This window comes from Candidatus Arsenophonus triatominarum (genome assembly GCF_001640365.1).
Classification (GTDB): domain Bacteria; phylum Pseudomonadota; class Gammaproteobacteria; order Enterobacterales; family Enterobacteriaceae; genus Arsenophonus; species Arsenophonus triatominarum.
In genome coordinates, this window is record NZ_LWMI01000010.1 from 107486 (window position 1) to 131170 (window position 23685).

The following is a 23685-nucleotide window of genomic DNA, read 5'->3' on the forward strand; positions in this document are numbered from 1 at the left end:
ACTATCATTTGATTTTAACTTAACTCAAATTTTGCCCAAATAGGGGCATGATCTGAAGGTTTTTCCATACTTCTAATGTCATAATCAATGCCTGTTTCACCACAGCAGGCAAACAACGAACTAGAGGCTAGGATCAAATCAATTCGCAGACCTCGGTTATCGACAAAACCCTTGGAACGGTAATCAAACCACGAAAATTGATCAGTAATTTCTGGATTTTGTTGACGATAAGTATCGATTAATCCCCAGGATTTCAATTTATCCATCCATTCGCGTTCTTCAGGTAAAAATGAGCATTTGCCCGCACTTAACCAACGTTTTTTATTAATTTCACCGATGCCGATATCATGATCTGTTGGGCTAATATTCATATCTCCCATAAGAATTATATGCGATTGAGGAGAAAGATTATTTTGCAGATAAAGTTGCAAGTCTTGATAAAATTTTGCTTTTGCTGCAAATTTTGTTGGGTGATCACGGCATTCACCTTGTGGGAAATAACCGTTTATTATGGTAATTGTACCTTTTTCTGTTTCAATATCTGCCATAATAATACGGCGCTGGGCATCAATATCGTCGCTAGGAAATCCCTTTTGAATAGTGATTGGTTTTTGTTTGCAAAATAGCGCAACACCATAATGTGCTTTTTGTCCATGGTAGCAGATATGATAGCCTAACTGATTAACTTGCTCTAAAGGGAATGCACCATCATCAACTTTGGTCTCTTGTAAGCCTATGACATCAGGTTGATGTTTTTCGATGATAGCTTCAAGTTGGTGGATGCGTGCTCTTAGGCTATTAATGTTAAATGAGACAAATTTCATTCGAATTGGTTACCTAATTGAAATATATTTATAAAAATATTTTATCAGATTGAATATATAAATGTAACCCATTATATAAAACATTTTCTTTTATTTATTAATGAGTTATTTTTTATATTTAAATTGTTTAGCGTGATTAGATTTAAAAAAATATATAACTTTAAAAAAATAATTAATTTAATTCAAATTAATAAACTATAATTAAAAATACACTATATGAAAATTTGTTTTTTGTCAGAAAATAATAGTTAGATGTAATGATGTCGTTTGCTAAAAATCAATTTATGAAATTAATTAGCGAGGTTTAATTATTTTTTTTAAATTATTAGCCTAAGTGCTTTTATCTTAAAGAGCTGTAAAAAGGTATTCTTTTTGAATTTCTGTGTCAGCTATAAATTATTAAATAGATATTTAAATTTTATTTAAGATTGAAGTGGAGTAATCATTATGTTTTTCTCAAGAAAGTTAGAAGCTTTTATGGCAGTTGTTGAAGAAGGTTCATTATGTAAAGCGGCAAGAATATTGCATCGCACGGCGCCCCCTGTCGCAAAATCAATTAAAGATTTTGAGGCCGTATTAGGTAAGACGCTGTTTAAAAGGAAAAAATCCGGCATGACTTTAATAAAGGAAGGGCAAGAGCTTTATAATGATTTAAAAAATTTATATTTGCAGGAAAAAGAAATTACTAAAAGATATGTTGGTAATGAATTTCGTAATGTGGTTAATATTTATTATGACTGGGGTAAGAACCATCATTTAATAAAACTTTATGAAACAGCAGGTATTAATAAAATACCAATAAACGTTTTAAAATTTGGTTATGATAAAGTAAATGAAATATCAGATTATGATGGCAATATTTTAATTTTAAGTTCAGAAAAAATTGTAAGCGAACGTTTTATTTTGTTAAAGAAATCACAAAAAGAGGCTATTGGTATATGTTATCGCAAACAACTTTACGAACATGCTGAAAAGAATCTATTAAAATTATTGAATCAATTTCCTTGGCTATGTGATCAGGGGTAGTGTTCAAAAATCTGTGTCATATCTTAAACTCAAAAAAAGAGGTATGACATATGAGAAATCAATCATTTAATTTTGATGAAGCGTTGAAGCAATTACAATCAGGTAAAAATTTACTCGGTACGGATGGAATACTCACACCACTCATAAAACAGCTGACCGAAGCTGCCCTGCAGGCAGAAATAGAACACTCCCTATCGACAACGTCAATCGATACGCGTAAAAATGGCTATACTCGAAAAACGGTTAAATCGACATCAGGTCAATTTGAACTGAAAACGCCCAGAGACAGGTCAGGTGCTTTTGAGCCTCAGCTCATTAAGAAAAATCAGACAAAATTATCAGAGGATATTGATAACAAAATCCTATCGTTATTTGCATTAGGCATGAGTTATCGTGATATTCAAAAACATGTTGCAGAATTATATGGACTGGAAATATCAGATGGAGCTATTACGCATATTACTGACAAATTACTCCCTGAATTAAAAGCCAGGCAACAACGCCCTCTGGAGGCGCTCTATCCTTTTGTCTGGCTCGATGCCATTGTAGTGGTCAACTAAAATTGGCCACTACATACGTTACATTGCCAGTAAAGACCAAAAAGCTTTTATGGCTGATTTTAAGCCGGTTTATCGTGCAGATACTAAAGCGGCTGCTGAGTTTGCCCTTGATGAACTGGAAACGAAATGGGGTGAAAAATACCCGATAGTGCTAGAATCCTGGCGAAGTAAATGGGAGTTGCTCAGTGCTTATTTTCGATACCCTAACCCATTTATACGACCAATGCAGTAGAGGCGGTTCATCGGCAGTTTAGGACATTAACTAAAACCAAAGGGGCTTTTCCTAATGAAAACAGCTTATTAAAATTACTCTATATTGGCATCAATCAGGTATCCAACAAATGGACTATGCCGATTAGTAACTGGGCGTTAACCATTGCTCAATTGTCCATCTATTTTAAAGGGCGCCTAGATGGTATAATCAAAATATAAAATCCCCTGACACAGAATTATGAACACCCTCTGATCCGGTCTTATATAAGAGTCAATTTATTCGAGATATAGAATCAAAAGCGACGATAGGGGCAAATAGAATCAATATCAGGTGGATGGAAAACAGTGGTTTTTACGATTGGATTAATACAAAATGGTGATTACATCGGTTTAACCGATAAATTCCCCGAAACCTGTCAATCAACACCTGACATTATTTTTTTACCGCTAGATGAGCTTAGCATGACAAATAGTTGTTATTTTTATAAATCTAAAGCACATGGTAGTATTTTGAATCGATTTATTGATGTAATTGAAAAAATATATTAATCAATAGGTAAAATATTAATTGGGCAAAATTATGGTTGATCTGATGCTAGTAACCTCAGGGTTTGTAACTTGCAAGTTTCTGCTAGTGAATAGACAGAGCAAGCGTTAACTGCTATAAGTGCCTATCTGTTTGAAATTTAAGCGATTAGTCAGAAGTATTATCCTTGCTCATTAGTTCATTAGGTAAAATTTAAATGTAATAACGATATCAGTTTTTTTAAATATAGTTAATAACAAATAATCATTTATCATGAAAAATAATTAAATACAATATTTTATTAAAATTAAAATTAAAATTAAAATTAAAATTAAAATTAAAATTAAAATTAAAATTAAAATTAAAATTAATAAAATAATTATGATTGTTTAAAGGTAATATTATGCACTCTGCATAATATTACCTTTAAAATAAGTCAGGCTATTTTATTAAATAGAGGATAGGTTAAAGAATAATCGTGCGGTTGCCATGAACAAAAACACGTTGTGCTAATACCCAGTATAAAGCGTGGCTTAAGACATTTTTTTCAACGTCTTTACCTGCTCGCATCATATCCTGAGCAGTATAACTATGATCAACGTTAATCACATTCTGAGTGATAATAGGGCCTTCATCGAGATCATTATTGACAAAGTGCGCCGTTGCTCCAATGATTTTGACACCACGTTGATAAGCTTGATGATAAGGTTTTGCACCAATAAAAGCTGGCAAAAAAGAGTGATGGATATTAATAATTTTATTGGGATAATGTTGAACAAATTTAGGCGTAAGTACGCGCATATATTTTGCTAAAACTACATAATCAGGATCATAATGGTCAATTTGTTCTTTTAATAGATGATCATGTTGTTCTCGCGTTAAATTTTCATGGCTAATGTAATGAAATGGGATATTAAATTGTTCAACTAGTGATCTTAATGTCTCGTGATTACCAATTACAGCAGCAATTTCCACATCAAGACCATCATAGGCGCTTTTCATTAATAGATCACCTAAGCAGTGTGCTTCTTTGGTTACCATAATAACAATGCGTCGTTGATTTGCTGTGCTTAATTCCCGTTTAGACCCTGATGGTAAAGCATCGTTGAGATCAGCTAATAATGTATTATCGTTGAAAATACCTTCAAGTTCAGTACGCATGAAAAAACAGTTCGTCTGGTGGTCAACAAATTCATTATTTTGAATAATATTTAATTGATGTTTATAACAAATATTTGTGATTTTAGCGATTAACCCTTTTGCATCAGGGCAGATGGTGCGAAGAATTTTTTTTGTGTCTTGTTGCATGAATGGTATTTTCCTTCAAATTTTTTTGTTACAAATATCGCAAAATAGGAAATTTTAATCTTGTTACGATAAAATCGTAGTAATTCTGACGTTTTAGGACTGTTATGGCAATGTTTTTTTCAAAATTTCATTAAAATTATTTAAAAAAATATCTTTTTATTATTGTAAATCACATTTTTATCATTTGGAATATTGATTAATTAAAAGCAAACAAGCGCTATAATAGATAAATATGAGTTATTTATGATTAATTTATCTGAAAACTTTTACAAAGGTTCATTTTTATCTTTATATTCGCTTTTTAATTGGGTAAATAATGTTACTCAATAGTGACTGAATCATCCAGTGCTATTGATCATTTATCTACTTTTGTTTGCTGATTTGAATTTTAGATATTGATAATAAAGTAATAAATAGTTTTTTAGTTGTTAGATTCAGGATGAAAAAACATAAGATAATTTTGATTTACAATAGGAATTATTTTGATTAAAGAAAAAAGGAACAAAATTAAGAAAGTAATTTCTAATTACAATAACTGTATAAAAGTAACCAATTGATTCCAATAAATGAAAAATAATTATATATTTCAATACAAAAAAATATATAAATTTAAGTGTAAATCCGTAAAATATTTGTTCTATCATAAGTATTATTTTCTAAAAAGATAATATCGTCAATGGCATTTTATGTAAGGCTGGCATATGAAAGGGAAGAAAATATTAATTGTAGAAGATGAGGTGGTTTTTCGCTCCGTATTGAGAAATTACCTTAAATCATTTGATGTGATTACTTATACAGCCAGCAATGGGCAGGAGGCGTTAGATATTATTAATGCTGTTGAGCATCTTGATTTGATTTTATGTGATTTAAGCATGCCTGTGATGAGTGGTGAGACTTTAATGCAGAAACTGGTGGAAATGAAGTGTGAAATTCCAGTTATTGTTATTTCAGGAACAAATAGAATTAGTGATTTGGATAGAATGCTTCGACTTGGAGTAAAAGATGCGTTATTAAAACCGATTGTTGATTTTGATGATGTTAGAGAGACGATCATCCGTAATTTGTATCCAGATATTGTAGAAACAACCACTCGTTTATCTGTTGAGCTTTCTCATATTCAGCAAATGATACAGCACGAAAAGCATGATATTTTGCCAGTTTTACTTGAGCTGCAGCCCAAAGTAAATCAAACATTGGCAAATTATAAAATTAATTATCGGCAACTAAAAGATATTAATAAAATTGGATTATTATTTGATTTAGCAGAACTTTCTGATAAACAAATAGGTTTTTATTGCCTTGATATTGAGTATTCTTCGGGTGATGGCGTTATGGCTGCATTATTACTTAGAGTTGCATTTAATGAATTATTGCAAACCTATCTTAATAGTCAATCAAACAAATTATTTAATATTAGTGAAATGCTTGAGCAAATAAATACTTTATTAATGGATTTAGGTATTAAAGGACAATTTCCAATTTTATTAGGTTATTTTCATACTGAAAGTAAAACAATTGCATTAGCTTCAGCAGGACTTAATGTAAAATTAAAAACTGAGAATAAAGAAGTCGAATTGTCATCAAGTGCACCATTGGGTAGCTTACAATCAATTGCTTATCAGCAAATAATAGAAAAAGGAATAGATTGGCAATGTAAAATATGGAATCATAAACATCGAATGACTTTAATGTTTAATTCATTGGTAGAAATATTATAATTATTTACTTTTTACAGGATTGTTAACTTAGGTCAATTTTCTCTAGTTTGCTATTTATTTGGTACATTTTACTGCTATACTCGCCACAAAAGTTGTTGAAAATCTATCTGTCATATTCCATTAGTATATTGTATTTAGGTAACTCGGTAGAAAAAATGAAATTAAAAAAAGCGGAAAAAAAAGTTAGCAAAGCTGTTATTCCTGTCGCGGGATTAGGGACTCGCATGTTGCCGGCAACCAAAGCGATCCCTAAAGAAATGTTACCTTTAGCGGATAAACCACTTATTCAGTATGTAGTAAATGAATGTATATCTGCTGGTATTCATGAAATTATATTAGTCACTCACTCTTCAAAGAACTCAATAGAAAACCATTTTGATACCAGTTTTGAATTAGAAGCAATTTTGGAAAAGCGCGTTAAACGGCAATTATTAAATGATGTACAATCCATATGCCCAAGTCATGTCACAATTATGCAAACGAGACAAGGTATCGCAAAAGGGCTTGGACATGCCATTTTATGTGCAAAACCATTGGTAGGAGAGGAGCCTTTTGCTGTAGTTTTACCGGATGTAATTATTGATCAATATTCTTCGGATTTGAAACAGTATAATTTAACCGCGATGCTGAAGCGTTATCATGAAACATCAGTCAGCCAAATTCTTGTTGAGTCGGTACCAAAGGAGTCTGTATCCAATTATGGTGTTGTAGATTGTGACAGTTATGGATTAAAAGCCGATGAAAGCAAAATTATTAAAGGTGTTGTTGAAAAACCTAAAATTGAACTGGCGCCATCTAATTTATCTATCGTGGGGCGTTATGTATTGTCAGAAAAAATTTGGCCTTTATTAGATAAAACACCAATGGGGGCAGGTGATGAAATTCAGTTAACTGACGCGATTGAAATGTTAATAGAAGGAGAACCTGTTGAAGCCTATCATTTACAAGGTAAAAGCCATGATTGCGGCAATAAATTGGGTTATATGAAAGCATTTGTTGAATATGGTATGCAGCATGACTTTTTAGGTGATGAATTTTCCGCGTGGGTAAAAAAAATATCTTAGATTGCTAATTGTCGATAAATTTGATTCAAATCAATAAAAAAACCTGCATTGTATTTTTATACAATACTGCCTATTTGTTATTACAAATTTATTTTAACAAGTTCTATTTATGCATAAAATTAAAATGAGATTTATTAATTATATAAGTAGGCAAGGATGTTGTTTAAATGGAGATATTACAAACTATTTCAAATAATAATAATTTGATTTTGCTGATCGTATATCATTTTAGTTGCTAGCTAAAAATTCTTGTGTTGACGCGCGAGTTTCTATCAATAATATTTACGTTAACACTGATCATAATTATGATAAAAAAGTATAGTAATTATATTTAATTGATTTAGCTTGTATCAGATTAGCCGTTTATTTTTTTGTTTATAAAGTAATCTGTTTATTATTTCTATAGTAAATTTTTTCATAATGAATAGAATGAAATTTAACAACCTCTCTAACAAAATAAAATAGAGAGAAGTTTAATAATGAACATTGAATGCATGACTTTATGGCAATAAAAAACAACGATACTATTTCTTGAAGGAATAATTTGAAATGTTTAGACAACAAAAATTTACATTACATGGTGTATCGCTGATAACAAAATATTTATATTAATAGAAGTTGTACATTTTTATGTCGGCTTCTTTATTATAGGAAAAGGTATGGTTAGTTATTAGTGAAAAGTGCCTGGCATGTAAATGTATTTAGTATTTATCTTAGCGAGCAGAGTTTTACGCTTTGATATATATTAGACCTTATTAAGGTTGGTTATTTATTGTGTAATAAATGTTAATGATATGCGCAATAAAAATACCCTTTATATAAAGGGCATTTTTAAAGTAAGAAAGGACATTTAGATTAAAAAATCATCCATATTTTTACCCTTCGCTAGTGCTTTTTTGATGACAGCTGGTGTGCGACCTTGACCGGTCCAAGTTTTGATCTCGCCATTTTCATCTTTATATTGAAATTTAGCCGGTCTTGCTGCGCGCTTAGTACGGTTAGATGTTTTTGAAGGTGTTTTTGCAGTAACTAGATCATCTAGACTGAGTCCTTCCCCTTCCAGTAATTTAATATATTTTGCAATTTTTTGACTATGAGCTTCTAATTGTGCTCTCGCTTGATTTTCATCTTCGCGACGTTCATCTACAACGGTATTAAATTTATCATGTATTTCTTGCAATGATTCTAACGGCATTTCTCTTGCTATCGCACGTAAGGTACGAATGTTATTTAATGATTTAAAATATTTCAATGAATCGCTCATTTTCCTGGTCTCGAATTAAAATGAATGTTGGCTGATGTCTATTAATAATAGATTGCTATTTTATTTTCTGCAATAGTGAAGTTACAAAATAAGGTTAAATTTATTGTTTTTTTAAACTTAAACTTCTTTGCAAAAGCAATATAAGCTTTCACTGTAAAAATATTATATATCTTATATTAGATACCCTGGATACTTAAAAATCTATACGAAAATGATAGAACTGCTTTTATATTTGAATTTCATTCAGATGTAAAGATGATGTTTTTTATTATTATTCAACTTTATGGTATGTAACATAAATTAAATTTTAACTTAATATGTGTAAAAGAGTTTGCTTATTAAGCTTTTGTTGAGTTATCACTACTAGGTATCTAAGTTTTTTGATGAATGTTAGCTATTAATAATCTTTTCTTATCACATACCTTGTTAAAATAAAGATGTTGTTTGTAGAGGATGACATTTAAACATACTAACTTTTTCATGACTATAAACATTACTAAAAAATCTGTTTTGTTAGTTATCAATATTTATAATCAAATGAAATGAAAAATAATGTTTGATAATGTATGTGGTAAACTTTCAAAATGTTTGTCTAAATAGGTAAGAGGAAAGGGCTAATGGCTCAGCTTTATTTCTATTATTCAGCAATGAATGCAGGTAAATCAACTTCACTACTTCAGTCTTCATATAATTATAATGAACGGGGAATGAATACGCTTATTTTCACCGCTGAGATTGATACCCGATTTGTTCAAGGTAAAGTAACCTCCAGAATTGGTTTAGTTGCAGATGCAATTTTATTTTCGCAACAGACAGATATGGGGAGATTAATAAAAGAAAAAAATAGCTGTCAAAAAATTCATTGTGTGCTTGTTGATGAGTGTCAGTTTTTAACTAAAGAGCAAGTTAGTCAGCTTTGTGAAATTGTTGATTATGCCAACATACCGGTTTTGTGTTATGGATTAAGGACAGATTTTCGTGGTGAGTTATTTATTGGTAGTCACTATCTGTTAGCTTGGGCAGATAAACTTATTGAACTAAAAACCATTTGTTATTGTGGTCGTAAAGCAAGTAGGGTTTTGCGATTAGATGATAATGGGCTTGCTGTCTATCAGGGAGAACAGATTGAAATTGGTGGCAATGAAAAATATATCTCAGTTTGTCGTAGACATTATATGGATGCAATTAATCACACAAAATGTATTGAGGCGGGTGAAAAACCTTTTTCCGTTGTTCCATTTAAATAATTTTTAACTCCCCATATTGAGGGTGTTCATAATTCTGTGTCAGGGGATTTTATATTTTGATTATACCATCTAGGCGCCCTTTAAAATAGATGGACAATTGAGCAATGGTCAACGCCCAGTTACTAATCGGCATAGTCCATTTGTTGGATACCTGATTGATGCCAATATAAAGTAATTTTAATAAGCTGTTTTCATTAGGAAAAGCCCCTTTGGTTTTAGTTAATTTCCTAAACTGCCGATGAACCGCCTCTACTGCATTGGTCGTATAAATGGGTTTTCTAATGGCTTTAGGGTATCGAAAATAAGCACTGAGCAACTCCCATTTACTTCGCCAGGATTCTAGCACTATCGGGTATTTTTCACCCCATTTCGTTTCCAGTTCATCAAGGACAAGCTCAGCAGCCGCTTTAAAAATAGTTGCTGAATAGAGACTTGTATTTTTTGTCACGCTATAGACAATAAAAAGAGGTTTAACTTAGAAAATAACGGTTTGAAATGATCAACAAAGAGCGGTTGTTACGAGATAATCGTTTATGTAAAGCAATCATTGGATTATCAGTCGAAGAATTGAAAAATTTAGCCGCTGAATTTTCAGCTTGTTATTTGATTTATCGGAAAAAGAATCGAAAAGATCACGAGCGGCAGATGGGTGCAGGGCAGAAAGGATTTATCCCAAACCCATTAGATAAACTGCTTTTTATTTTATTAAGCGTGTTGCTTAATAGTGAAATAAGGGTATTTTCGGTGATTGAAGTAAATTTTAGGCTGTTCTGAGATGGAAATTCCAAAGACCGGCACTAAGGAGTAAAAAGGTATCATCAATAAAGGGTCTACGATTCCGTAAAATTTGGGTCATACAACCGAGGCGCTTGATACCCGCGATGGCGTGTTCAACCGTAATACGGATGCCCGAGATTATTTTATTTTCTTGTTTTTGTTCAGGCGATAAAGGTCTTTTTCGAGTTCCTTTTTTTGGGATTTGTGTATTAGGATGCTGTTTATCTATACCTTGAAAACCGGTATCGGCCCAGATGGTTACCTCAGGGGGAATATGGCGAATTATATCGACTTTATCGAGTAAGCGTTTATCGTGACGGCGCCCATTTTTGATCATGGGGATAAATCCAATTTTCCTCGTTTCGCCAGTCATAATAAGCCCTTTTCGAGTGGTCTGTCTTTTCTTTCCCGAATACATTTTTTTTCGCCGACGCAGATTCTTAGGCTTTTGGACAGGTCGCTCTGTCCCATCAATAAAGACGTCTTTAACTCCAGGAAAGGCGCGAAAAAATTCCTCAGCAGAGCGAATTTGACGAGCGGGCAAAACACATTCTCGCCCCAAGGTCATCTCTAAAACCGGCAATAATATTTTTACCCAGCGACATACCCGTGTTCTATCTAAACCAAAAAGAAGTCCTTGCAAATCATAGGTCGGATAACATTTTAAATACAATAAAATAAAAAGCAGTTTATCTAATGGGGTTGGGATAAATCCTTTCTGCCCTGCACCCATCTGCCGCTCGTGATCTTTTCGATTCTTTTTCCGATAAATCAAATAACAAGCTGAAAATTCAGCGGCTAAATTTTTCAATTCTTCGACTGATAATCCAATGATTGCTTTACATAAACGATTATCTCGTAACAACCGCTCTTTGTTGATCATTTCAAACCGTTATTTTCTAAGTTAAACCTCTTTTTATTGTCTATAGCGTGACAAAAAATGCAAGTCTCTATTCAGCAACTATTTTATTGTATTTAAAATGTTATCCGACCTATGATTTGCAAGGACTTCTTTTTGGTTTAGATAGAACACGGGTATGTCGCTGGGTAAAAATATTATTGCCGGTTTTAGAGATGACCTTGGGCCGCGAATGTGTTTTGCCCGCTCGTCAAATTCGCTCTGCTGAGGAATTTTTTCGCGCCTTTCCTGGAGTTAAAGACGTCTTTATTGATGGGACAGAGCGACCTGTCCAAAAGCCTAAGAATCTGCGTCGGCGAAAAAAAATGTACTCGGGAAAGAAAAGACAGACCACTCGAAAAGGGCTTATTATGACTGACGAAACGAGGAAAATTGGATTTATCCCCATGATCAAAAATGGGCGCCGTCACGATAAACGCTTACTCGATAAAGTCGATATAATTCGCCATATTCCCCCTGAGGTAACCATCTGGGCCGATACCGGTTTTCAAGGTATAGATAAACAGCATCCTAATACACAAATCCCAAAAAAAGGAACTCGAAAAAGACCTTTATCGCCTGAACAAAAACAAGAAAATAAAATAATCTCGGGCATCCGTATTACGGTTGAATGTAGTGGTCAACTAAAATTGGCCACCCTACCTGACTGTTCACGGAACAGTCGCTCTGATTCGTTTGGCGTTAATCCACCGTTATACCAGTGAGGTCTTATATCGCTATAGTAGTGGGTTATGTAGCGAATAATGGCTGACTGAGCAGTACTAAAGCTTTGGTAGCCAGTCGTTGGCACCCATTCGGTCTTCAGACTACGGAAGAATCGTTCCATCGGACTATTATCCCAACAATTCCCTCTGCGACTGATACTTTGGGTCATCTGATAACGCCACAATGCCTGCCTATACTGACGACTGGTATAATGACTTCCCTGATCACTATGGAACATCACCTGTTTCGGATGCCCACGTAGTTCCCAAGCCATTTGTAGTGCTTTGGCGGTTAATTCTGAGTCTGGTGCAAATGACATTGCCCAGCCCACCGGTTTTCGGGCAAACAAATCCAATACCACAGCCAGATAGGCCCATCGTGAGCCTGTCCAAATATAGGTTACATCGCCGCACCAAACCTGGTCAGGCTTTGTAACAGCGAACTGCCTATTGAGCAGATTTGGAATATCAATACGTTCATTTCCACCGCGGTTGTATTTATGTTTTCGCTCTTGGCAACTGACGATGATTAATTCTTTCATCAACTTACCCGCTAACCACCGCCCAAGTTTCACGTTGTGTGTATTGGTAACCATCGTGGCGATAGTCCTTGCGCCAGCAGAGCCGCCACTAACGTTCCACGCTTCGCTGACTAGGCTACGTTTTATCGTCCGCTCAATATCTGGCTCCTTAGGCTGACACCAATAGCGATAACTGCTTCGGTGAACATTAAAAATACGACACAAAGTTTTCACCGGATAAAGCACTCTTAGCTTTTCAACTACCGAAAATTTTTCAGTGAGTCGGACATTAAGAGCGCAGTAGCCTTTTTTAAGATGTCATTCTCCATTTCCAGCCGGTGGATTTTTTCCTTCATTTCTCTGAACTCAATTTGTTCAGGTGTTAATGGCAGACCAGGCGATGTTTTCCCTTGACGTTCTAAACGAAGGGCTCTTACCCACCGGCTAATCGCTGAAAGACTGACGTTCATGCCTTTCGCGGCTTCCTGGTAGGTGTAATTTTGGTCAAGGACTAATTTGGCGGTTTCACATTTAAATTCAGCAGTAATTATTTTACTCATTTCGGCACCTATAAAAATTATGAGGTAAGCATATCACCTCAACTTAGGTGGCCAAATTTAGTATGCCACTACACATCATGTTTTACTTGTAATGAATGGCATCGAGCCAGATAAAAGAATAGAGCGCCTCCAGAGGGCGTTGCCAGGCTTTAAGCGTGTTGCTTAATAGTGAAATAAGGGTATTTTCGGTGATTGAAGTAAATTTTAGGCTGTTCTGAGATGGAAATTCCAAAGACCGGCACTAAGGAGTAAAAAGGTATCATCAATAAAGGGTCTACGATTCCGTAAAATTTGGGTCATACAACCGAGGCGCTTGATACCCGCGATGGCGTGTTCAACCGTAATACGGATGCCCGAGATTATTTTATTTTCTTGTTTTTGTTCAGGCGATAAAGGTCTTTTTCGAGTTCCTTTTTTTGGGATTTGTGTATTAGGATGCTGTTTATCTATACCTTGAAAACCGGTATCGGCCCAGATGGTTACCTCAGGGGGAATATGGCGAATTATATCGACTTTATCGAGTAAGCGTTTATCGTGACGGCGCCCATTTTTGATCATGGGGATAAATCCAATTTTCCTCGTTTCGTCAGTCATAATAAGCCCTTTTCGAGTGGTCTGTCTTTTCTTTCCCGAATACATTTTTTTTCGCCGACGCAGATTCTTAGGCTTTTGGACAGGTCGCTCTGTCCCATCAATAAAGACGTCTTTAACTCCAGGAAAGGCGCGAAAAAATTCCTCAGCAGAGCGAATTTGACGAGCGGGCAAAACACATTCTCGCCCCAAGGTCATCTCTAAAACCGGCAATAATATTTTTACCCAGCGACATACCCGTGTTCTATCTAAACCAAAAAGAAGTCCTTGCAAATCATAAGTCGGATAACATTTTAAATACAATAAAATAAAAAGCAGTTTATCTAATGGGGTTGGGATAAATCCTTTCTGCCCTGCACCCATCTGCCGCTCGTGATCTTTTCGATTCTTTTTCCGATAAATCAAATAACAAGCTGAAAATTCAGCGGCTAAATTTTTCAATTCTTCGACTGATAATCCAATGATTGCTTTACATAAACGATTATCTCGTAACAACCGCTCTTTGTTGATCATTTCAAACCGTTATTTTCTAAGTTAAACCTCTTTTTATTGTCTATAGCGTGACAAAAAATGCAAGTCTCTATTCAGCAACTATTTTTTTTAATTCAGGGAGTAATTTGTCAGTAATATGCGTAATAGCTCCATCTGATATTTCCAGTCCATATAATTCTGCAACATGTTTTTGAATATCACGATAACTCACGCCTAATGCAAATAACGATAGGATTTTGTTATCAATATCCTCTGATAATTTTGTCTGATTTTTCTTAAATGAGCTGAGGCTCAAAAGCACCTGACCTGTCTCTGGGCGTTTTCAGTTCAAATTGACCTGATGTCGATTTAACCGTTTTTCGAGTATAGCCATTTTTACGCGTATCGATTGACCTTGTCGATAGGGTAGTGTTCTATTTCTGCCTGCAGGGCAGCTTCGGTCAGCTGTTTTATGAGTGGTGTGAGTATTCCATCCGTACCGAGTAAATTTTTACCTGATTGTAATTGCTTCAACGTTTCATCAAAATTAAATGATTGATTTCTCATATGTCATACCTCTTTTTTTTTGAGTTTAAGATATGACACAGATTTTTGAACACTACTCCTATATTAGGTTATAGCTAGGCGACTTAATTTTGATTACAGCATATGTATTAAAAACAGGTCATCGATAGTGCATCCTGTTTCCATCTTTTTACGTTTAGCTTGAGACCATTTATGTTCTATAGGATTTAAATCTGGTGAATACACAGGCAAATATTCTATCTGGTGTCCTGCGTTTATAATTGCCTGTTCAATATTCTTACCTTTGTGAAAGCTAGCGTTGTCCATAAAAATAACAGAATTTTCAGGAAGTTCTGGGAGCAATATTTTTGTGATCCAAACATAAAAAACATCACGGTTAATATTGCAATCAAATAATCCGATAGCAAAAAGGGTTGTTCCCAATAAAGCGCCAATAACATTTGTTCTTCCCTTAGCACCCCAGTTTTTCAGGCCAAAACAACGGTGACCTTTTGGGGAATAGCCGTGAGTTCGTGGAGTGTCATGTGAAAAACCACTTTCATCAATAAAAACAACAGATTTATCTTTTTTTTTCATACTGTTGTCTTTTTTGCTGATGTGCCAGCCTGTCGCTTTCGTTGGTTTTTGGATGGAATAGAGTTTTTTTTATAGGTTAATCCCAGCTTTTTAAGGGATTGCCAAATAGTCTTTTTACAAACACCGAATCGCTCTGCCCGTTCCTTTTGGTAAGCATCTGGATACTGTTCCACATCTTTTGCTAAAGCATTTTTATCGAGCTTCCTCTTACGTGGCGTTGAATTTTTTGGCTCTGGTCGTTTAAGCCAACGTACTAAAGACGCTTTTCCAATACGGAATTGTTTCGCAGTTTCTCGAATTGTTAAACCTTCGGCTTTCCTTACAGATATTACTTTACGTCGAAAATCAATTGTATAACTCATAACACACCTTGTAATCAAAATTAAGTCGCCTAGCTATATTATTCTTAAATGAAAATTAATTACGTAAAATAACTATTTTGGTTTTAAATTATTTTCAAATAAGGATCGGTAAAATATTTTGGGATTAAAAAAGCACCGAATATATTTTCAGTGCTAATTATTAAATAAATGGTTACAAATAAAATGTTTATTAAGTAGATTCTTTTACTAGATGACTTTTTTCCTCTGCTTGCAGAAATATATTTTTCTCTTCAGTAAAATTATTACCATAGTATGAATCTAACATAATTTGTTTTAGTTCAGCGATCAATGGAAAGCGAGGATTTGCACCAGTACATTGATCATCAAACGCATTTTCAGATAACTTATCTACTTTAGCTAAGAAATCCTTTTCTGCGACCCCAGCTTCACGAATAGATTTGGGGATACCGAGCATAGTTTTAAGTGATGCTAACCAACTAAGCAGTTTTTCCATTTTGTTAGCCGTACGATCACCTGGTGAGGTTAGTCCTAAATGATCGGCAATCTCACCATAGCGACGACGAGCTTGAGGGCGATCATATTGGCTGAATGCGGTTTGCTTTGTTGGATTGTCATTAGCGTTATAGCGAATGACATTTTCAATTAGCAGCGCATTGGCTAAACCATGGGGTATATGAAATTCGGAACCTAATTTATGGGCCATTGAGTGGCAAACACCTAAAAAAGCATTAGCGAAAGCAATACCAGCGATGGTTGCTGCATTGTGCACCCGTTCGCGGGCAATCGGATCTTGCGCTCCATTCAGATAACTTGTTGGCAAATATTCTTTTAACAACGTTAAAGCTTGTAAAGCTTGTCCATCAGAGTATTCACTTGCAAGAACTGAAACATAGGCTTCTAATGCATGGACGATAGCATCTAGTCCACCGAATGCTGTAAGTGATTTCGGCATATGCATAACAAGATTGGCATCAACAATTGCCATATTTGGCGTAATTGCATAATCGGCTAAAGGATATTTTTGGCCGGTAGCATCATCAGTAACAACAGCAAATGGCGTGACTTCTGAGCCTGTACCTGATGTTGTGGTGATGGCAACCATTTTGGCTTTAACACCCATTTTAGGGAATTTATGAATACGTTTACGGATATCCATAAAACGTAGAGCAAGCTCTTCAAAATGGGTTTCAGGATGTTCATACATTACCCACATGATTTTAGCTGCATCCATAGGAGAACCACCGCCTAAAGCGATAATCACGTCTGGTTTAAAGGTATGCATTAAAGCGGCACCTTTACGAACAATACTCAGAGTAGGATCGGCTTCAACTTCAAAAAATACTTCAGTTTCAACGTTAAAAGTTTTCAATACATTAACAACTTCATCAACATAACCATTATTGAATAAGTAACTGTCAGTAACAATAAAAGCCCGCTTAGCACCGTCAGTAGCAATTTCTTCCAACGCTAATGGTAGGCAACCACGACGAAAATAAATAGAATTAGGAAGTTTATGCCACAACATATTTTCTGCTCTTTTCGCTACTGTTTTAGTATTAATTAGGTGCTTAGGACCCACGTTTTCAGAGATAGAATTTCCACCCCAGGAGCCGCATCCTAATGTTAATGAAGGAGCTAATTTGAAATTATAAAGATCACCAATCCCACCCTGAGATGCTGGAGTATTAATTAAGATACGTGCGGTTTTCATTTTCTCGCCGAAATAATTAACTTGCTCAGTTTGATTGTCTTGATCAGTATAAAGACATGAAGTATGCCCAATACCCCCCATCTCAACCAATTTTTCTGCTTTTCCAACGGCATCAGCAAAATCTTTACTATGGTACATGGCAAGTAATGGTGAGAGTTTTTCATGGGCAAAAGGTTCGCTCTCATCTGTGGCTTTTACTTCTCCGATTAAAATTTTAGAGTTTAACGGCACTTTTATGCCGGCTAGTTCAGCAATTTTTGCCGCAGGTTGACCAACAATAGCCGCATTTAAATTACCATTTTTTAAAATAATGTTTTGTACCGCTTTAAGCTCTTTACCTTTTAATAAGTAACCACCATGAGTGACAAAACGTTCGCGCACTTGATTGTAAATTTCGTCCACAATGATAACTGATTGCTCTGACGCGCAAATAACACCATTATCAAAAGTTTTTGACATTAAAATTGAAGCAACTGCACGTTTAATGTCGGCAGAACTGTCAATAACGACAGGTGTATTACCTGCACCTACACCGATGGCAGGTTTTCCTGAGCTATAAGCTGCTTTCACCATACCAGGTCCACCGGTTGCTAAGATAAGATTAACATCAGGGTGGTGCATTAATGCATTTGAAAGTTCGACCGAGGGTTCATCTATCCAGCCAATGATATCTTTTGGCGCACCAGCAACAACAGCGGCTTGTAATACAATTTTGGCGGCGTTGTTAGTGGCATTTTTAGCGCGAGGGTGAGGGGAAAAAATAATCCCGTTACGCGTTTTTAGACTGATTAAAGATTTAAAAATGGCTGTTGATGTAGGATTAGTTGTTGGAACAATACCACAAATTAAGCCAATAGGTTCAGCGATGGTCATAGTACCAAAAGTAAGATCTTCGGACAGAACGCCACAAGTTTTCTCATCTTTATAAGCATTATAAATATATTCCGAAGCAAAATGATTTTTAATCACTTTATCTTCTATAATTCCCATGCCAGATTCTTCAACTGCTAATTTTGCTAAAGGAATGCGAGAGTCAGCAGCAGCAAGAGCAGCAGCACGAAAAATTTTATCAACTTGATCCTGGGTAAAATTTGCAAATTGTTGTTGTGCTTTTTTAACACGCACGACAAGTTCATTGAGTTCAGTAACATTAGTTACAGACATAAAGATTACTCCTAATAAATGTTAAATTTTTTTAGTCAATTAGCCTAGATTAGGAGCAATATAATTAAATATGAGGTGTCATATTATATAAGTGCTGATTAGTTTTTAGTAAGCTAATTGACTTAAAAAATTCACATTATAAAAATAAGCAAAAACGCTCATTATATTTATGAGAACTCAATAGATATATAGCTTACCATTTATAAATAGCGCTAAAGTGATCTTTATCAAAAAAAGTGCATACTGAATCAATTCAGTAATTAAGTTATATAAGAATAATTTCAATTAGCAATAGAAGTAAATATTGAAGAATTAAATTAGCAAAATTTTGTATGGCATCTAATTTAGAAACTTATTTTGTTATTATTGGAATTAGTTTTTGAATTTTAGCTAGATAAGTATGCTACGCTAAGATAAAGTGTTTTTCCTGCTAGGCTAAACATTTATTTGTTATGAATAATTAATTTTTAGCTAAGCGTTAATATTTGATTGAGGGACTCAATTGTGGTTGGTACTTTACTGGATCTTCCTCATTATATTAAGTTTTTTTTAGTTCTTTTTGCGTTAGTTAATCCGATAGGAATTTTGCCTGTATTTATTAGTATGACTCATTATCAATCTGTGGCAGAAAGAAACCGTACTAATTTAGTGGCTAATTTTTCTGTGGCAATTATTTTATGTAGTTCGTTATTGGTGGGAGAGGTTTTTTTAAAATTACTTGGTATCTCTATTGATTCTTTTCGTATTGCTGGCGGAATAGTTATTGCAGCCATTGCTATGTCTATGATTAGTGGTCGAATAGGTGAAGATAAGCAGAATAAACAAGAAAAATCAGAAACTGCCATTCGTGATAGTATTGGTGTTGTTCCTTTAGCTTTACCATTAATGGCAGGGCCTGGAGCAATTAGTTCATGTATTGTCTGGTCTTCTCGTTGGTTAGGATGGCAAAATTTAGTTGGTCTATCGCTAACGTGTATCTTTTTTGCTTTGTGTTGTTGGTTACTTTTTCGCTCAGCAACAATTCTAGTTAAGTATTTAGGTCAAACGGGAATTTATGTTATTATTCGTATTATGGGATTATTATTAATGTCACTTGGAATTGAGTTTATCATTACAGGGACTAAATCTGTTTTCCCCGGATTACTTTAAACGAGCAATAACATCATAACTCAGTGATATTTATAATTTATTCATAAAATTTTTGGATATTGATATTGTCATAAAACCTATATTAATAAATTTATTTATCTAATAATTGTAAGTTTTATGAATTATTAATCCATTATAAAACTAATTTCTATAGGTAAAACACTTTTTTACTAAGACCGCAATAGCAATATCCATTTTTATTTATGGTCTAATAGGGTGATTTAAAATTGAAATTTTTCCTGCTAGCTAATCCGCTTGATTATAATACATAGATGTAAGTTATAGTGGTGGCAATTTGCTCAATGGATTAATTTGGCTATTAACTGTGTGCATCCTAATTTATAAAGATTAGCCTTATTTTTATAACTAAGGTGTATAGTATGAATATCATTATCTGACAATTATGGGAAATAAATGTTATTGGTTGATTTATTAGTATTGGCTTAAATTTAACAAAAATAATTTTTTGTGGCTGATAATTTTATAAAAATATTACAATAATGGACTAAAAAAATAGCAAATACGTTCGATAACACGGTTCCATAATGGACGTTTATTCCAATTCTTCTGCATCAAAGGTGTAGAGCGAGCAATGTAATCATATTGAACTAATATTAGATCGCTACCAAAGCTTTTATCATCAATAATAACAGTAATTTCAAAATTAAGCCAAAGGCTTCTCATGTCTAGATTAACAGACCCAATTAAGCTTAATTCACCATCAACAGATAGGCTTTTAGTATGCAAAAGCCCATCATTGAACTGATAGATCTTAATGCCTGCTTCTAATAATTCAGAGTAAAATGCCCTGCTTGCCCAACGAACTAAAAAAGAATTATTCCGATTAGGAATGACCATTAATACTTCAACACCCCGCATCGCTGCAGTGCAAATAGCATGGATTAGATCATCACTGGGAACAAAGTAGGGTGTGGTAAGGATCAGCTGTTTGCGTGCAGAAAAAATTGCGGTCGTTAAAGATTGCTGGATTAATTCTTCCGGAAAGCCGGGCCCTGAAGCAATGACTTGAGTTGTATGTCCACTAGCTTGTTCAAACGGCATAATATTGGTGTCTGGAGGAGGAGGAAGAATGCGTTGACCGGTTTCCATTTCCCAATCAAACGCATAAACAATGCCAAGGGTTGTTGAGACTGGTCCTTCCATCCGAACAACAATATCTATCCATTGTCCCACACCGGCATTTTGCTTAAAAAAGCGAGGATCAACCATATTCATACTACCAACATAGGAAATATAATTATCAATAATAATTATTTTTCTATGTTGGCGCAGATCCATTCGTCGTAGAAAAAAGCGGAACAAATTTACTTTTAGTGATTCTATTAGTTCTATTCCGGCTTCACGCATTTTTTTTGGTTGATGGCTGTGAAAAAAAGACCAACTACCGGCAGAATCAATCATAATTCGGCATTTTACACCACGTTTTGCTGCATTAATCAGAGCTTCGGTAACCTCATCAACTAACCCTCCGTCTTGCCAAATATAAAATACCATTTCGATATTGTAATATGCTGAATTAATATCGCGTATAATGGTATTTAAAGCGTCTTGATAATTGGTTAAAAGTTGAATTTTATTTCCTTTAACGCCGCCAATTCCTTGTCTTTTTTCGCAGAGTTCAAATAAAGGTTCTGCCACTCGGCTGTTGCTTTTGCAAAAAATATGTTTAGATTGTTTGAGTTTTTCAAGCCAGGTTTCAACTGAAGGCCACATATTCTTTGCTTTAATTACTCGTCGCTTGCCAAGGTGTAACTCACCAAAAGCCAGATAAGCAATAACGCCAACTAGTGGGATGATGTAAATAATCAATAGCCAGGTTAGGGCAGAAGTCACTGGACGGCGTTTTAATAAAATGCGTATAGTAACCGTGGCAATCATTAGCCAGTACAGAAAAAGCACAGCCCAGTTTAATAGTATATAGAGGGTTGCCATAGGCAAAGATGTTCCTATCTTAGAGTTGGTTCGATATTATCGATTATCTGGTTATTCACTATAGCAAAATAAAATTTGTTATGAATATGAAAAGTACGATTTTTAGCTTAAGTGAAAGTAATTTAATGTATTTTATGAATATTTTAATTATTTTTATATTTTTTTGCTATATCCATGATATGTTAATTTGTCAGATCAAATAGTCACTTATTATTATACACTTCAAATGCTAAGCCTGGTTACTTTAAATGAATCAAACATGTTAATAATTGGTTTGTTTTTATAGCTTACCATGTTGATATCGTTAATGAAAAACTAGATCATTACCTAATTTTATCGTCAACAAGATACTTTTTTAATCTTAGCAGGCTATCCTTATTGAATATGATTACTATTTGCATTTAAAATAGAGCTTATTTTAAGAAAGAATTTTCTCATGCGTTGGATCCGTTCGGCATCGTTTATTGTCTTATCATTATTTCTTCATGCTTCGTTAGCGGTATCTTGGTTTTTATTACAGCCTACATTATCAGCTTCCTCAGCTGAATCTATGTCAGTAACCATGGTCGCTTTAGCTGCACCTAGTGGTATTAGCCAGTCGGTAAATGTTAATGAGTTAGTAACGGAAATCGCGCCTAAAATAGAGCCTGATGTTGAAGCCAAACTGGCGTTGCCTGTGAAAAAAAAGGTCACGCCAAAAAAGTCGATAGTTAAACAAAATTCTAAATCTAAGCAGTTAGTAGAAAATCATATTAAAAAAGCTATTATCGAACAGTCAAATCAACCACAAGCTAATGTCGTGAGCAAATTAGCAAGCGATGATCATGTTGGTGTTAATAACAATCAGCAGACTAACCAAATAGCTTCCTCATCAATTGCTATAGATGGCCCCAGAGCATTAAGAATTCAACATCCAGATTACCCTGATCGCGCTCGTAAACTCGGTAAAGAAGGTTATGTTAATGTTCTATATGATATTGATGAAAATGGTAGAGTCGTTAACTTAGAAGTAGTTGATTCATCACCTAGAGGTTTGTTCGAACGTGAAGTTAAGCGCGCTATGAATCGTTGGTATTATGAAAAAATTCCAACTAAGGGATTAAAAAAGACATTCCTGTTTAAAATCGATGGTTCAATTAATCTTTCTTAAATTGCTTTAGTCATAAAGCTTGCTTAAAGGCCAAGGTAAATTGGCCTTTAAAAATAGATTAGTCGGGGGATACGTTATCGGAGTTAAATAATTGGTAATGACGTTTTTCTTCAGGTAAATAACGGGGAGAATAGCAACATAAGTGAAAATGGCTTCAGTGGCTCGATAGCGTTGGCCTACTGGCCTACTGGCCTACTGGCCTACTGGCTCACTGGCAACTTTCTTGATGTATAAGAAATTAATACCCGAAATGGTTAGTCATTAACCTGCGTCATGATGAAATCCTTTTTATTTTCTTCTAAATTTTGTCAAAATTATGTTGAAAGTTGAGATAAGGAACGGAATAGATGGTTAAAAAACGATTAATTATCAATCAATTTTGAACAAAAGGATAGATCTACCCTATCATGAGTTTTTATCGCCACCGCAAACAAGCCAGATCATGGTGACGTGCCATAAGTTATTTACGATTCAATCCAAAATTCATTCCTGCGAAAAGTAATTTTTTCCCACATAAGAGACAAGCAAGTGGATCGACTTTAAAGACGTGTTGATACATGTTTCGCCAGGTGACTTTTTTAGCGGGTTTTTTATCTTCACGAGTTTCGCACCAATAAAAAAACGCTCTATTTTTAAGTTTAATTCAGCATAATATATATAGCTAGGCGACTTAATTTTGATTACAGCATATGTATTAAAAACAGGTCATCGATAGTGCATCCTGTTTCCATCTTTTTACGTTTAGCTTGAGACCATTTATGTTCTATAGGATTTAAATCTGGTGAATACACAGGCAAAT

The 23685-nt window shown here is 34.5% G+C and carries 20 protein-coding genes and 3 pseudogenes; 10 read left to right on the forward strand and 13 right to left on the reverse strand.

Annotated features, from left to right (window positions below; genetic code table 11):
* Positions 1-14 precede the first annotated feature (14 nt).
* Positions 15-824 carry an exodeoxyribonuclease III gene (gene xthA / locus AYJ55_RS08790; RefSeq protein ID WP_063655620.1) on the reverse strand — a complete coding sequence of 270 codons (810 nt, stop codon included), beginning with the start codon at positions 822-824 and terminating at the stop codon, positions 15-17.
* 447 nt (positions 825-1271) lie between these two features.
* Here xthA and AYJ55_RS08795 point away from each other — a divergent pair, with 447 nt between their 5' ends.
* The 3 genes and pseudogenes from AYJ55_RS08795 to AYJ55_RS08805 all read left to right on the forward strand — a co-directional run bounded on the left by AYJ55_RS08795 (position 1272) and on the right by AYJ55_RS08805 (position 3172).
* Positions 1272-1850 (forward strand): LysR family transcriptional regulator, encoded by a 579-nt coding sequence (locus AYJ55_RS08795; protein ID WP_063655622.1) that lies wholly within the window; start codon positions 1272-1274, stop codon positions 1848-1850.
* A gap of 50 nt (positions 1851-1900) precedes the next feature.
* Positions 1901-2842, forward strand: a pseudogene (locus tag AYJ55_RS08800) (transposase).
* A gap of 126 nt (positions 2843-2968) precedes the next feature.
* Complete coding sequence (locus AYJ55_RS08805) at positions 2969-3172, forward strand: hypothetical protein (RefSeq protein WP_063655653.1); 204 nt, start codon at positions 2969-2971, stop codon at positions 3170-3172.
* A 442-nt stretch (positions 3173-3614) separates the two neighbouring features.
* Here AYJ55_RS08805 and purU read toward each other — a convergent pair whose 3' ends face one another.
* Positions 3615-4457 (reverse strand): formyltetrahydrofolate deformylase, encoded by an 843-nt coding sequence (gene purU, locus AYJ55_RS08810; protein WP_063655656.1) that lies wholly within the window; start codon positions 4455-4457, stop codon positions 3615-3617.
* A 701-nt stretch (positions 4458-5158) separates the two neighbouring features.
* Here purU and rssB point away from each other — a divergent pair.
* Both rssB and galU read left to right on the forward strand, forming a co-directional pair.
* The gene (gene rssB / locus AYJ55_RS08815) at positions 5159-6175 is read left to right on the forward strand and encodes a two-component system response regulator RssB (RefSeq protein ID WP_063655659.1); all 1017 of its coding nucleotides are present in this window, start codon (positions 5159-5161) and stop codon (positions 6173-6175) included.
* A gap of 155 nt (positions 6176-6330) precedes the next feature.
* Positions 6331-7239, forward strand: coding sequence for a UTP--glucose-1-phosphate uridylyltransferase GalU (galU, locus tag AYJ55_RS08820; protein ID WP_063655662.1), 909 nt, complete (start codon positions 6331-6333; stop codon positions 7237-7239).
* A gap of 850 nt (positions 7240-8089) precedes the next feature.
* On the opposite strand, the gene AYJ55_RS08825 is transcribed toward galU, so the two are convergent.
* The gene (locus tag AYJ55_RS08825; RefSeq protein WP_063655671.1) at positions 8090-8503 is read right to left on the reverse strand and encodes an H-NS family histone-like protein; all 414 of its coding nucleotides are present in this window, start codon (positions 8501-8503) and stop codon (positions 8090-8092) included.
* Between the two features lie 617 nt (positions 8504-9120).
* On the opposite strand from AYJ55_RS08825, the gene AYJ55_RS08830 reads away from it, so the two are divergent.
* On the forward strand, positions 9121-9750 hold the full coding sequence (locus AYJ55_RS08830; protein ID WP_063655674.1) for a thymidine kinase: 630 nt from the start codon (positions 9121-9123) through the stop codon (positions 9748-9750).
* 49 nt (positions 9751-9799) lie between these two features.
* On the opposite strand, the pseudogene AYJ55_RS08835 reads toward AYJ55_RS08830, so the two are convergent.
* Positions 9800-10204 (reverse strand): annotated as a pseudogene (locus AYJ55_RS08835) (transposase); the annotation flags it as partial.
* A 41-nt stretch (positions 10205-10245) separates the two neighbouring features.
* On the opposite strand from AYJ55_RS08835, the gene AYJ55_RS08840 reads away from it, so the two are divergent.
* The gene (locus AYJ55_RS08840) at positions 10246-10524 is read left to right on the forward strand and encodes a hypothetical protein (protein WP_063655680.1); all 279 of its coding nucleotides are present in this window, start codon (positions 10246-10248) and stop codon (positions 10522-10524) included.
* On the opposite strand, the gene AYJ55_RS08845 is transcribed toward AYJ55_RS08840, so the two are convergent.
* The gene (locus AYJ55_RS08845) at positions 10511-11410 is read right to left on the reverse strand and encodes a transposase family protein (RefSeq protein WP_063655683.1); all 900 of its coding nucleotides are present in this window, start codon (positions 11408-11410) and stop codon (positions 10511-10513) included. The two genes, AYJ55_RS08840 and AYJ55_RS08845, sit on opposite strands and share 14 nt — an antisense overlap.
* 47 nt (positions 11411-11457) lie before the next feature.
* Between AYJ55_RS08845 and AYJ55_RS08850 the strand changes: the two genes are divergently transcribed.
* Positions 11458-12150, forward strand: a complete 693-nt coding sequence (locus AYJ55_RS08850) for a transposase family protein (RefSeq protein WP_063655686.1) — start codon at positions 11458-11460, stop codon at positions 12148-12150.
* On the opposite strand, the gene AYJ55_RS08855 is transcribed toward AYJ55_RS08850, so the two are convergent.
* From AYJ55_RS08855 to adhE, 6 genes and pseudogenes are all read right to left on the reverse strand, one after another.
* A protein-coding gene (locus tag AYJ55_RS08855) for an IS3 family transposase (RefSeq protein WP_162505424.1) occupies positions 12066-13231 on the reverse strand; the annotation gives its coding sequence in 2 pieces (ribosomal slippage) (positions 12066-12976 and positions 12976-13231; 1167 coding nt in all). The genes AYJ55_RS08850 and AYJ55_RS08855 overlap by 85 nt on opposite strands.
* Positions 13232-13435: 204 nt before the next feature.
* On the reverse strand, positions 13436-14335 hold the full coding sequence (locus tag AYJ55_RS08865; protein WP_063653812.1) for a transposase family protein: 900 nt from the start codon (positions 14333-14335) through the stop codon (positions 13436-13438).
* 85 nt (positions 14336-14420) lie between these two features.
* Positions 14421-14860: pseudogene (locus AYJ55_RS32890) on the reverse strand (transposase); the annotation flags it as partial.
* A gap of 93 nt (positions 14861-14953) precedes the next feature.
* Positions 14954-15415 (reverse strand): IS630 family transposase, encoded by a 462-nt coding sequence (locus AYJ55_RS08875; protein ID WP_063654041.1) that lies wholly within the window; start codon positions 15413-15415, stop codon positions 14954-14956.
* A complete protein-coding gene (locus AYJ55_RS08880) occupies positions 15412-15777 on the reverse strand; it encodes an IS630 transposase-related protein (RefSeq protein WP_063653415.1) in 366 nt (121 codons plus the stop codon). The genes AYJ55_RS08875 and AYJ55_RS08880 overlap by 4 nt, the downstream gene beginning before the upstream one ends.
* A 190-nt stretch (positions 15778-15967) precedes the next feature.
* On the reverse strand, positions 15968-18634 hold the full coding sequence (gene adhE, locus AYJ55_RS08885; RefSeq protein ID WP_063655695.1) for a bifunctional acetaldehyde-CoA/alcohol dehydrogenase: 2667 nt from the start codon (positions 18632-18634) through the stop codon (positions 15968-15970).
* Between the two features lie 504 nt (positions 18635-19138).
* Between adhE and AYJ55_RS08890 the strand changes: the two genes are divergently transcribed.
* The gene (locus AYJ55_RS08890; protein WP_063655698.1) at positions 19139-19783 is read left to right on the forward strand and encodes a YchE family NAAT transporter; all 645 of its coding nucleotides are present in this window, start codon (positions 19139-19141) and stop codon (positions 19781-19783) included.
* Positions 19784-20275: 492 nt separating this feature from the next.
* On the opposite strand, the gene cls is transcribed toward AYJ55_RS08890, so the two are convergent.
* Positions 20276-21736 (reverse strand): cardiolipin synthase, encoded by a 1461-nt coding sequence (gene cls, locus AYJ55_RS08895; protein WP_063656273.1) that lies wholly within the window; start codon positions 21734-21736, stop codon positions 20276-20278.
* Between the two features lie 436 nt (positions 21737-22172).
* Here cls and AYJ55_RS08900 point away from each other — a divergent pair, with 436 nt between their 5' ends.
* A complete protein-coding gene (locus AYJ55_RS08900) occupies positions 22173-22886 on the forward strand; it encodes a TonB family protein (RefSeq protein WP_063655701.1) in 714 nt (237 codons plus the stop codon).
* Between the two features lie 680 nt (positions 22887-23566).
* Here the strand turns inward: AYJ55_RS08900 and AYJ55_RS35790 are convergent.
* A complete protein-coding gene (locus AYJ55_RS35790; RefSeq protein ID WP_245677292.1) occupies positions 23567-23677 on the reverse strand; it encodes a transposase in 111 nt (36 codons plus the stop codon).
* Positions 23678-23685: the final 8 nt, after the last annotated feature.

Excerpts from the sequence above, each read along its gene's own strand:
- xthA (WP_063655620.1), bottom strand. The coding sequence starts at position 824 with ATGAAATTTGTCTCATTTAACATTAATAGCCTAAGAGCACGCATCCAC.
- AYJ55_RS08795 (WP_063655622.1), top strand. The coding sequence starts at position 1,272 with ATGTTTTTCTCAAGAAAGTTAGAAGCTTTTATGGCAGTTGTTGAAGAA.
- purU (WP_063655656.1), bottom strand. The coding sequence starts at position 4,457 with ATGCAACAAGACACAAAAAAAATTCTTCGCACCATCTGCCCTGATGCA.
- rssB (WP_063655659.1), top strand. The coding sequence starts at position 5,159 with ATGAAAGGGAAGAAAATATTAATTGTAGAAGATGAGGTGGTTTTTCGC.
- galU (WP_063655662.1), top strand. The coding sequence starts at position 6,331 with ATGAAATTAAAAAAAGCGGAAAAAAAAGTTAGCAAAGCTGTTATTCCT.
- AYJ55_RS08825 (WP_063655671.1), bottom strand. The coding sequence starts at position 8,503 with ATGAGCGATTCATTGAAATATTTTAAATCATTAAATAACATTCGTACC.
- AYJ55_RS08830 (WP_063655674.1), top strand. The coding sequence starts at position 9,121 with ATGGCTCAGCTTTATTTCTATTATTCAGCAATGAATGCAGGTAAATCA.
- AYJ55_RS08840 (WP_063655680.1), top strand. The coding sequence starts at position 10,246 with ATGATCAACAAAGAGCGGTTGTTACGAGATAATCGTTTATGTAAAGCA.
- AYJ55_RS08845 (WP_063655683.1), bottom strand. The coding sequence starts at position 11,410 with ATGATCAACAAAGAGCGGTTGTTACGAGATAATCGTTTATGTAAAGCA.
- AYJ55_RS08865 (WP_063653812.1), bottom strand. The coding sequence starts at position 14,335 with ATGATCAACAAAGAGCGGTTGTTACGAGATAATCGTTTATGTAAAGCA.
- AYJ55_RS08875 (WP_063654041.1), bottom strand. The coding sequence starts at position 15,415 with ATGAAAAAAAAAGATAAATCTGTTGTTTTTATTGATGAAAGTGGTTTT.
- AYJ55_RS08880 (WP_063653415.1), bottom strand. The coding sequence starts at position 15,777 with ATGAGTTATACAATTGATTTTCGACGTAAAGTAATATCTGTAAGGAAA.
- adhE (WP_063655695.1), bottom strand. The coding sequence starts at position 18,634 with ATGTCTGTAACTAATGTTACTGAACTCAATGAACTTGTCGTGCGTGTT.
- cls (WP_063656273.1), bottom strand. The coding sequence starts at position 21,736 with ATGGCAACCCTCTATATACTATTAAACTGGGCTGTGCTTTTTCTGTAC.
- AYJ55_RS08900 (WP_063655701.1), top strand. The coding sequence starts at position 22,173 with ATGCGTTGGATCCGTTCGGCATCGTTTATTGTCTTATCATTATTTCTT.